The sequence below is a fragment of the Peribacillus sp. SIMBA_075 genome, assembly GCF_046534585.1.
This window is the reverse complement of the sequence record NZ_JAWRYN010000593.1, coordinates 1-272: the sequence shown is the minus strand read 5'-3', so window position 1 is coordinate 272 and position 272 is coordinate 1. Positions and strand designations below refer to the sequence as shown.

Genomic DNA, 272 nt, shown 5'->3' with positions numbered 1-272 from the left:
ATTAAAAACGAAGATTTCGATTCCAAAAGAAATGGACGGCCCGGGCATCGGAACAAATCCAGATGAGATGCTCTTAGGTGCAGCGGCCACGTGTTATATCATTACACTTGCCGCCATGATGGAGCGGAGTCAATTAGAGAAAGAGGATCTATCGATGAGCTCTGAGGCCGTCGTAGATGTGACAAATGGTGTGTTTACATATGAGAAAATCATTCATCGACCTGTCATTATCCTCAAAGAGTCCGCTTCCACGTATGATATTGAACTAGCTC

The 272-nt window shown here is 44.5% G+C and carries 1 protein-coding gene; it reads left to right on the top strand.

All coding sequences use genetic code 11. From position 1 onward, the window contains the following. Positions 1-272, top strand: a 272-nt coding sequence (locus tag SB775_RS29530; protein ID WP_410864791.1) for an OsmC family protein, incomplete at both ends; no start/stop codon positions are given.